This window comes from Actinomadura sp. 7K534 (assembly GCF_004348575.1).
Taxonomy (GTDB): Bacteria; Actinomycetota; Actinomycetes; order Streptosporangiales; family Streptosporangiaceae; genus Spirillospora; species Spirillospora livida.
The window spans coordinates 1-8,439 of sequence record NZ_SMKB01000285.1; the positions used below are offsets into that span (position 1 = coordinate 1).

8 protein-coding genes are annotated in these 8,439 nt (G+C 75.5%); 3 read left to right on the plus strand and 5 right to left on the minus strand.

The window, feature by feature from the left end; translation table 11 throughout:
* Positions 1–826, plus strand: an 826-nt coding sequence (locus tag E1266_RS32790) for a DJ-1/PfpI family protein (protein ID WP_132053756.1), incomplete at its 5' end; no start/stop codon positions are given.
* A 32-nt stretch (positions 827–858) separates the two neighbouring features.
* Here E1266_RS32790 and E1266_RS32795 read toward each other — a convergent pair.
* On the minus strand, positions 859–1,530 hold the full coding sequence (locus E1266_RS32795) for a TetR/AcrR family transcriptional regulator (RefSeq protein WP_132053758.1): 672 nt from the start codon (positions 1,528–1,530) through the stop codon (positions 859–861).
* A gap of 117 nt (positions 1,531–1,647) precedes the next feature.
* On the minus strand, positions 1,648–2,274 hold the full coding sequence (locus E1266_RS32800) for a YigZ family protein (protein WP_132053760.1): 627 nt from the start codon (positions 2,272–2,274) through the stop codon (positions 1,648–1,650).
* A gap of 75 nt (positions 2,275–2,349) precedes the next feature.
* Between E1266_RS32800 and E1266_RS32805 the strand changes: the two genes are divergently transcribed.
* On the plus strand, positions 2,350–2,793 hold the full coding sequence (locus tag E1266_RS32805; RefSeq protein WP_132053762.1) for an ester cyclase: 444 nt from the start codon (positions 2,350–2,352) through the stop codon (positions 2,791–2,793).
* 30 nt (positions 2,794–2,823) lie between these two features.
* Here E1266_RS32805 and E1266_RS32810 read toward each other — a convergent pair whose 3' ends face one another.
* Positions 2,824–3,603 (minus strand): HAD-IIA family hydrolase, encoded by a 780-nt coding sequence (locus tag E1266_RS32810; RefSeq protein WP_132053764.1) that lies wholly within the window; start codon positions 3,601–3,603, stop codon positions 2,824–2,826.
* Positions 3,604–3,848: 245 nt separating this feature from the next.
* Here E1266_RS32810 and E1266_RS32815 point away from each other — a divergent pair, with 245 nt between their 5' ends.
* Positions 3,849–5,624, plus strand: coding sequence for a class I adenylate-forming enzyme family protein (locus tag E1266_RS32815; protein ID WP_243719175.1), 1,776 nt, complete (start codon positions 3,849–3,851; stop codon positions 5,622–5,624).
* 102 nt (positions 5,625–5,726) lie between these two features.
* On the opposite strand, the gene E1266_RS32820 is transcribed toward E1266_RS32815, so the two are convergent.
* Together E1266_RS32820 and E1266_RS32825 are read right to left on the minus strand one after the other, a co-directional pair.
* Positions 5,727–6,302 carry a TerD family protein gene (locus E1266_RS32820; RefSeq protein WP_131955591.1) on the minus strand — a complete coding sequence of 192 codons (576 nt, stop codon included), beginning with the start codon at positions 6,300–6,302 and terminating at the stop codon, positions 5,727–5,729.
* A 199-nt stretch (positions 6,303–6,501) separates the two neighbouring features.
* Positions 6,502–8,361, minus strand: coding sequence for an acyl-CoA dehydrogenase (locus tag E1266_RS32825; protein WP_132053766.1), 1,860 nt, complete (start codon positions 8,359–8,361; stop codon positions 6,502–6,504).
* Positions 8,362–8,439 lie beyond the last annotated feature (78 nt).

Below are 8,439 nucleotides of genomic sequence, written 5' to 3' on the forward strand. Positions count from 1 at the left end.
GGACCACGACGACGTCGCCACCGCACAGGGCGTCGCGCTGCGCGCCCCGGCCGCCTGGCCGGACCTGACCCCCGACGACGTCGTCGTGGTCCCGGGCTGGCGGTGGGCGGCGGGTGAGGCCGACGCCCCGCACGCGCCGCCGGTGTCCCGCGGCGCCGCCCGCCGGCTGGCCGCCCACCACGCCGCCGGCGGGCTGGTCGCCAGCGTCTGCTCCGGCGCGTTCGCCCTCGCCCACGCCGGGCTCCTGGACGGCCGACGCTGCACCACCCACCACGAGCTGCAGGACGCCCTCGCCCGCCGCCACCCCCGCGCCGCCGTCGTCCGCGACGTCCTGTACGTCACCGACGGCCGCGTCGTCACCTCCGCCGGGATCGCCAGCGGCATCGACCTGGCGCTGCACCTGCTGGCCGCCCGCCACGGACCCGGCGCCGCCGCCCGCGTCGCCCGCACCATGGTCGTGTACGCGCGCCGCAACGGCGACGAACCGCAGGCCGGGGTGATGTTCCGGCACCGCGGGCACCTCAGCGACGCCGTCCACCGCGCCCAGGACATCATCGACGCCACCTACACCCGGCCGCTGCCGCTGGCGGACCTGGCCGCCGCGGCCGGCGTCAGCGAGCGCACCCTCACCCGCCGCTTCACCGCCGCGACCGGCCTCACCCCGCTGCGGTACCAGCAGGAGCTGCGGCTGGAGCGCGCCGGGCACCTGATCGGGCAGGGCGCCACCGCCGACGCCGCGGCGCGCGCCGTCGGCTTCACCGACGCCCGCATGCTGCGCCGCCTGCGCGCCCGCGCGGGAGGCACCGCCGCCGCCCCGCCCGCGTGATCCGGCAGCCCCGCTCTAGGCGACGGCCCCGCTCAGCCGGACGCGGGCGGCGCGGACCGCTCCGGGAACGCCGGAGGCGCCGGAGGCGCCGGAGGCGCCGGAGGCGGCGGTGGCGGTGCGGCGGGTGGCGGCGTGGGTTCGGACTGCGGGGCGAGTGCTCCCGACAGGAACAGCGTGGTGGCCGACGCGCTGGCCTCCTCCACGCTCAGCCGGTGCCGGATCACCCGCGACACCACGCCCTCCAGGAGGCTGAAGTACAGCTCGGCCAGGGTGTGGACGGGCAGGTCGCGGCGGAACGCGCCGCTGGCGGCGCCGCGTTCGAACACCGCCCGCAGCGGCGCGGCGAGCTGCCGCTCGATGCGCCGCGCCTCCCGCGGCGTCCGGTCGAACAGGCCGAGCGCGCGGTACCGGGCAGTCGCCGCGATCGTCGCGCGGGTCATCCGGGCCACGGCCTCCTCGGTCGGGACCGCGTCCAGCCGCGCGTCGGCGAGCCGCCCGGTCAGGTCCGCCAGCGCGGCCTCGTACAGGGCGTACAGCAGCGCCTCGCGGTTGGGGAAGTAGCGGTACAGCGTCGCCCGCGCCACCCCGGCGGCCTGCGCGATGTCGGTCATGCTCACCGACGTGCCGCGCTCGGCCAGCACGGCCGCCGCGACGTCGAGGATCCCCGCCCGCACGTGGTCCCGCAAGATCATGTTCCTGGTCATCGCGCGGCACGCTACACCACCGTCCCATTTCCCGACCGCCTGTATCACCGAAGAGACACACTGTCTCGCCGATGGTCACGAGCCGGTGGTCACGAGCCGGTGGTCACGGGGTGGTGGTCACGGGGTGACGGGGACCTCGATGTGGCCGGGCGCGCCGCGCCGCAGCACCGCGCGGCCGGCGGTGACCCGCGCGGCCCACGCCTCGAACTCGGCCAGCTCGGTGAGGGGCACGGCGACGTCGGCCTCGACGTCCTGCCCGTAGCGGACGTCGGCGGGCTGGGCGCCGCGGGCGTGCAGGTCGCCGAGGAACCGCCCGGCCTGCGCGTGCCCGACGCCGACGGTGACGGTCACGACGGGGCGCAGCTCCACCACCCCGACGGCGTCGACGGTGTCGGCGACGGCCTTGGCGTAGGCGCGGACCAGGCCGCCGGCGCCGAGCTTGACGCCGCCGAAGTGGCGGGTGACGACCGCGGCGGTGCCGGTCAGCCCGCGGCGGGTCAGCACCTCCAGCATCGGGATCCCGGCCGTGCCGGCGGGTTCGCCGTCGTCGCTGCTCTTGGCGATCTCGCCGTGCTCGCCGACGACGTAGGCGGTGCAGTTGTGGGTGGCGTCGCGGTGCGCGCGGCGGTGCCGGGCGAGGAACTCCACCGCCTCGGCCTCGTCGGCGGCGCGTGCGAGCGTGCAGATGAAACGGGACTTGCGGATCTCCAGCTCGCGGGAGCCGCCCCGCCTGATCGTGCGCATGGTCGTCCCCGAGTGTAGGGGTGCCCGGCGGCGGGCGGTTTGACGCGGGCCGCCGGGGGCACCGAGCGTAGGACCATGGACGCTTTGGACGAGCTGTACCGCCGCTGGCTGTTCGAGGTGTGGACCGGCGACCTCGCCGTCGCCGACCGGATCCTCACCCCCGATTTCGTCGGGCACTGGCCGGACCTGCAGGTGCACGGCCCCGCCGGGGCCGCCGAGCAGGTCCGCCGCTCCCACGAGTACTTCGCCGACGTCCGCACCGCCCTGGACGCGGGGCCCGTCATCGGCCCCGTCCCCGGTGAACCGAATGACGCCGCGGGCGGGTCCGGCATGGTCGCCGCGGGCTGGACCTTCCACGGCACCTACCGCGGCGGCCTCCCCGGCGCGACCGCCGAGCCCGGCACGGCCGTCTCCTTCCGCGGCCAGGACATCTTCCGCGCCCGCGACGGGCGTTTCGCCGAATACTGGGTCGTGTCCGACGTCATGGGCATGATGACCGCGCTGGGCGCCTTCGGCTGACACCCGCCGGCCCGGCCCGCTCGGGGCGGGTCAGACCAGGTCGATGAGGTCGGCGACGGAGTCGACGACGCGGCCGGGGCGGAACGGGAACCGCGCGATCTCGTCCTTGCCGGTCACGCCGGTCAGTACCAGGATCGTCTCCAGCCCGGCCTCCACGCCGGCGACGATGTCGGTGTCCATGCGGTCGCCGATCATCGCGGTGGACTCGCTGTGCCCGCCGACGCGGTTCAGCGCGGTCCGCATCATCAGCGGGTTGGGCTTGCCGACGAAGTAGGGCTCCACCCCCGTCGCGCGGGTGATCATGGCGGCGACGGCGCCGCAGGCGGGCAGCGAGCCCTCCGGGGACGGGCCGATCGGGTCGGGGTTGGTGGCCACGAACCGCGCGCCGCCCTCGATCAGCCGGATCGCGCGGGTGATCTGGGAGAAGCTGTAGGTGCGGGTCTCGCCGAGCACGACGTAGTCGGGGTCGATGTCGGTCAGCGTGAACTCCGACTCGTGCAGCGCGGTGGTGAGCCCGGCCTCCCCGATCACGTACGCCGACCCCTGGGGCCGCTGGTCGGCCAGGAACCGGGCGGTCGCCAGCGCCGAGGTCCAGATCGACTCGGCGGGCACCGCCAGCCCGGCCGCGGCCAGGCGCGCCGACAGGTCGCGGCGGGTGTAGATCGAGTTGTTGGTCAGGACCAGGAACGGCTTGCCCGACGCCGCCAGCCGCCGGATGAACTCCTCCGCGCCGGGCACGGGCCGGCCCTCGTGCACCAGGACGCCGTCCATGTCCGACAACCAGTATTCGATCGGCCCGCGTTCGCTCATGCCCCCATTGTCGCAGGCAGGGATCTTCCTCAAGACCACCGCTTTCCGGCGCCCGGAACAGGCGTCCACACGGCGCCGCTTCCCGCGGCCGCGGCCGCACGGGCACAGCCCGAAGCCGGCCGAGGGGCGGCAGAGGTCGTTGACCTGCGCGTGACGCGGATCATAGATTTCGGGCACGGCGCACCGAACCGTGTTCGGCGATCGGGCCGCGCGGGGCGCGCCGGTGACCCCGCGGGAGGCGCGACGTGCACGACCAGCAATCACCGGCCACGGAGGCACCGACCGGCACCGCATCGACCGGCACCGCACCGACCGGGGCCGGGGCGGCGGCGCTGCCGGACATCGCCGAGGTCAGGGCCGCGATGACGGCGCCGGGGCGGCTGTTCGAGATGGACGAGGTCGACGTCCGCGGCGTCCGGACCCGCGTGTGGAAGAACGCGCCGCCGACGCTGCGGGAGATCCTGGACATCTCCCGGCTGCACGGCGACGCCGCGTTCCTGGTCTACGAGGGCGACCGGCTGAGCTTCGCCGAGCACTACGCGCGGGCCGCGGCGTTCGCGCGGGTCCTGATCGACCGGTACGGCGTGGCCAAGGGCGACCGGGTCGCGATCGCGATGCGCAACTATCCGGAGTGGTCGGTGGCGTTCTTCGGCGCGGCCGTCGCGGGCGCGGTCGCGGTGCCGCTGAACGCCTGGTGGACGGCCGCGGAACTGGAGTACGGGCTGGCCGACAGCGGCGCGAAGGTCCTGGTCGCCGACGCCGAGCGCGCCGAACGCCTCGCGGGTGTGCTGCCGGGCCTCGGCGTGCCGTGCGTGGTGGCCCGCGGGGGCGGCGCCGTCCCGGAGGGGTGCGAGGCGTTCGAGGACGTCCTGGGCGACGTCGGCGACCCCGCGGCGGCGTCGCTGCCGGACGTGGCGATCGATCCCGACGACGAGGCCACGATCTTCTACACCTCCGGCACCACGGGCCGCCCGAAGGGCGCGCTGGGCACGCACCGCAACATCACCACGAATCCGGTGAGCCTCGCCTACGGCGTCATCTCCGGCGGTGTCCGGGCGGGCCGGAGCCTGGAGGAGCTGACGGCGCCGCAGCGGCGGGTGACGCTGCTGAGCGTGCCGTTCTTCCACGCCACCGGGTGCCATTCGGTGCTGGTGACCAGCGCGCTGCAGGGCGGCACGGTGGTGATGATGTACAAGTGGGACGTGCGGGGCGCGCTCGAGCTGATCGAGCGGGAGCGCGTCACCGGGTTCGGCGGGGTGCCGACGATGGCGTGGCAGGTGCTGACCTCCCCCGATTTCGGCGAGTTCGACACCTCCAGCCTCACCGGCGTCAGCTACGGCGGCGCGCCCGCGGCGCCGGCGCTGGTCGACAAGATCCGGGAGCGGCTGCCCGAGCGGGTCCCCGGCAACGGCTACGGGCTGACCGAGACCTCGTCGGTGACCACCTACAACGGCGGTGTGAACTACCTGGAGCGGCCCGAGAGCGTCGGCCCGCCCGTGGCGGTGTGCGACGTGAAGGTGGTGGACCCGTCCGGCGCGGAGCTGCCGCCGGGCGAGGTGGGCGAGCTGCTCATCAAGGGCCCCAACGTGATCAAGGGGTACTGGAACAAGCCGGAGGCGACCGCGCAGGCGTTCGTCGACGGCTGGTTCCACAGCGGCGACCTGGCGCGGCTGGACGAGGACGGGTTCGTCTACATCGTCGACCGCGCCAAGGACATGCTGATCCGGGGCGGGGAGAACATCTACTGCGCCGAGGTCGAGGCGGCCCTGTACGAGCATCCCGCGGTGGCGGACTGCGCGGTGATCGGCGTCCCGCACGAGGTGCTCGGCGAGGAGGTCGGCGCGGTGGTGGTGCCGCGTCCGGGCGCGGCGGTGTCGGAGGAGGAGCTGCGGGGGTTCCTGGGCGAGCGGATCGCGGGGTTCAAGGTGCCCGTCCACTACTGGTTCCGCGGCGAGGGCCTGCCCCGCAACCCCGGCGGGAAGATCCTGAAGACGCGGCTGCGCGAGGAGCTCCTCGGCTGACCGCGCCGCGCCCGCCCCGGCCGCCGCGTGCGGCGGGGCCGGGACGGCGGCGGGGCGCCGCGGGACCGGGTCCCGGGGCGCCCCGCCGCGATGCGGCTCCGCTCAGACGTTCACGCCGAAGTCGGAGGCGATGCCCGACAGGCCCGAGGCGTAGCCCTGGCCGACGGCGCGGAACTTCCACTCGGCGCCGTTGCGGTAGAGCTCGCCGAAGACCATCGCGGTCTCGGTCGAGGCGTCCTCCGACAGGTCGTAGCGGGCGATCTCGCTGTTGTCGGCCTGGTTCACCACCCGGATGAAGGCGTTGCGGACCTGGCCGAAGCTCTGCTGGCGGCTGTCGGCGTCGTAGATCGACACCGGGAACACGATCTTGGCGATCTCGGCGGGCACGGTGGCCAGGTTCACCTTGATCTGCTCGTCGTCGCCCTCGCCCTCGCCGGTGAGGTTGTCGCCGGTGTGCTCGACCGAGCCGTCGGGGCTCTTGAGGTTGTTGAAGAACACGAAGTGCTGGTCCGACAGCACCTTGTTCTCCGCCGAGCACAGCAGGGCGCTGGCGTCGAGGTCGAAGTCGGTCCCGGTGGTGGTCCGCACGTCCCAGCCCAGCCCGACCACGACGGCGGTCAGTCCGGGAGCCTCCTTGGTCAGCGAGACGTTGCCGCCCTTGCTCAGACTGACTCCCACTGTGTCTACCTCCGTATCGGCCTGTGCGGGTGCGGTCCACCCGCGCACGGTTCGTCTGTCTTACGAGAACGGTAGCCACCTCGTGCTGGTTCCCCCGCCTCCTTGGCAAATTCACGGCGTGGCGTGGCCCTATTCCTCCCCTGCCCCCGGCAAGGGAGGACCGGCCCGTCACCGTGTGCTCCGGGGCTGTGGCCGCGGGTCACGGGCCGCCGAGGAACGCGGCGGGCGCGGTGACCTCGGGCGGCAGCTCGAACGCGGCGGCCAGGTCGCCGGCGCGGGGGGCGAGCTCGTCGCAGGCCCGCCGCCGCGCCGCCCAGATCTCGTCGACGATGCCGGGCGGCGCCGCGCCCTCGTTGAGCAGGTCGGCGGCGCGGCGTTCCAGCAGGTCCAGGGCGTGCAGGCCGAGGACGGCCCGCAGCTCGGGCGGCCCGGTGTCGGCGGCGGCGGCGCAGATCTCCAGGACGACGCGGTCGGCGCACGCCGACGCGGTCCGCCCGGCCAGGGCGAGGTTGCCGTTCCAGGCGGTGAAGGCGTCGTCGCCGGCCGCGGCGGCGTCGCCGATCCGCGCGGCGAGGCGGTCGCGCATGCGGCGCTCGGTGTCGCGGGCCAGGAACAGCCACACCGCCGGGGACCGCAGGTCGCCGCCGTCGGGCGGTCCCGCGCCGGGGTCGGGCGGGGCGTAGCGGTCCAGGTCGGCCATGGCGCGGGCGGTGTCGTAGCGGATGAGGTCGTTGTCGCCGCCGGCGTTCTGGTAGGCGTGCGACAGGCCGCGGTAGGCGTTGAGGCGCTCGACGGCGGCGAACCCGGGCGCGCCGCTGTGCACCCGGCACGCCGACACCGTCCGCTGCGCCTGCGCGGTCGCGGCGGCCTTCAGCAGCGCCAGGTCGCGGTCGACCGCCGACCACGGCGCCCACGCGGTCTCCGGCCCGCCCTGCCCCCCGTCCTGCCCGCCGTCTCGCGCGCCGTCCTGCCCGGGCGGGGCGTCGGCGGCGGTGCGGCGGGACTGGGCGTGGGCGGCGACGGCGGTGAGCGCGTACCCGGCGGCGAGCGCGCCGAGGACGGCCTCCTGCTGGTTGCGGTAGTCGGTCAGGGGGCGCTGCGGCGCGAGCCGCCCGAGGGTGGCGCGGCCCGCCGAGTGCGCCAGCAGCATGCCCGCCGACGCCCGGGTGATCGCGGCCGAGGCGGAGATCACGGCCCGCCACACCGCGGGGGCGATGCCCATCGAGCGGGTGAGCCGCGCGGCCGGGTCCCCGGCGGGGTCGTGGAACCCGCCGGCGGCGTCGATGGACGCGCCGTCGCGCAGCCACGCCTCGTAGGGGACGCGCAGGCCGTCCAGCAGCACGGCGGCGTAGTCGACCTGCAGGCCGGTGGTCTCGGGCGCGGCGACGACGCGGATGCCGGGCGGGACGTCGCCGCCGGGGCCGCGCAGCGGCACCACGAACACGAACACGCCGCGCTCGGCGCCGCCGTGCACGAGGGTGGCGTAGACGGCGGCGGTCTTCGGGACGCCGGGGTGGGCGGTGCTGGTGGGGAACTTGGCGGCCTGCGCGTCGGGGGTGGTGAGGACGAACCCGCCGGTGGCGGGGTCGTGGCGGGCGACGGTGCGGGGCGACAGGTGGCTGTTGCTGCGGCCGACCTCGGTCATCAGCAGCGTCCCGAACGAGGTCATCGACTCCAGGTCGTCGCGGGCCCGCCGGGGGCCGTCCTGCCCGGCGCCGAACCGCAGGATCGGGCCGAGCGCCAGGGTGTAGTGCAGCAGCATGACGTGGAACAGGGCGGGGTCGGCGATCGCGGCGCGTTCCAGCAGCGCGCACAGCGCCGGGGGGTCGTCGAGCAGTTCGGGGGCGGGCGGCGCGGCGAGCCCGGCGCGGCGCAGCCGCCGGTAGGTGAGCTCCTGCCGGTCGCGGGCGGTGAGTCCGTCGGGGACGGTGAAGAACTCGGCGGGGACGGCGTCGGCGATCCGCGCCCGCGTCTTGGCGTCCGGGGCGGTGCCGCGCACGAAGGCGGCCAGGCCGTCCACGGGGCCGGTGCCGTTGGAGCGGCCGGTGAAAAGGTCCATGGCGGTTCCTCCGTCAGTCGCGGTGCGGGGCGGCGGGCGCGGGGGCGTCGGTTCCGGCCGGCGGTGCGGTTCCGGTTC

Excerpts from the sequence above, each read along its gene's own strand:
- E1266_RS32795 (WP_132053758.1), bottom strand. The coding sequence starts at position 1,530 with ATGACCAGGAACATGATCTTGCGGGACCACGTGCGGGCGGGGATCCTC.
- E1266_RS32800 (WP_132053760.1), bottom strand. The coding sequence starts at position 2,274 with ATGCGCACGATCAGGCGGGGCGGCTCCCGCGAGCTGGAGATCCGCAAG.
- E1266_RS32805 (WP_132053762.1), top strand. The coding sequence starts at position 2,350 with ATGGACGCTTTGGACGAGCTGTACCGCCGCTGGCTGTTCGAGGTGTGG.
- E1266_RS32810 (WP_132053764.1), bottom strand. The coding sequence starts at position 3,603 with ATGAGCGAACGCGGGCCGATCGAATACTGGTTGTCGGACATGGACGGC.
- E1266_RS32825 (WP_132053766.1), bottom strand. The coding sequence starts at position 8,361 with ATGGACCTTTTCACCGGCCGCTCCAACGGCACCGGCCCCGTGGACGGC.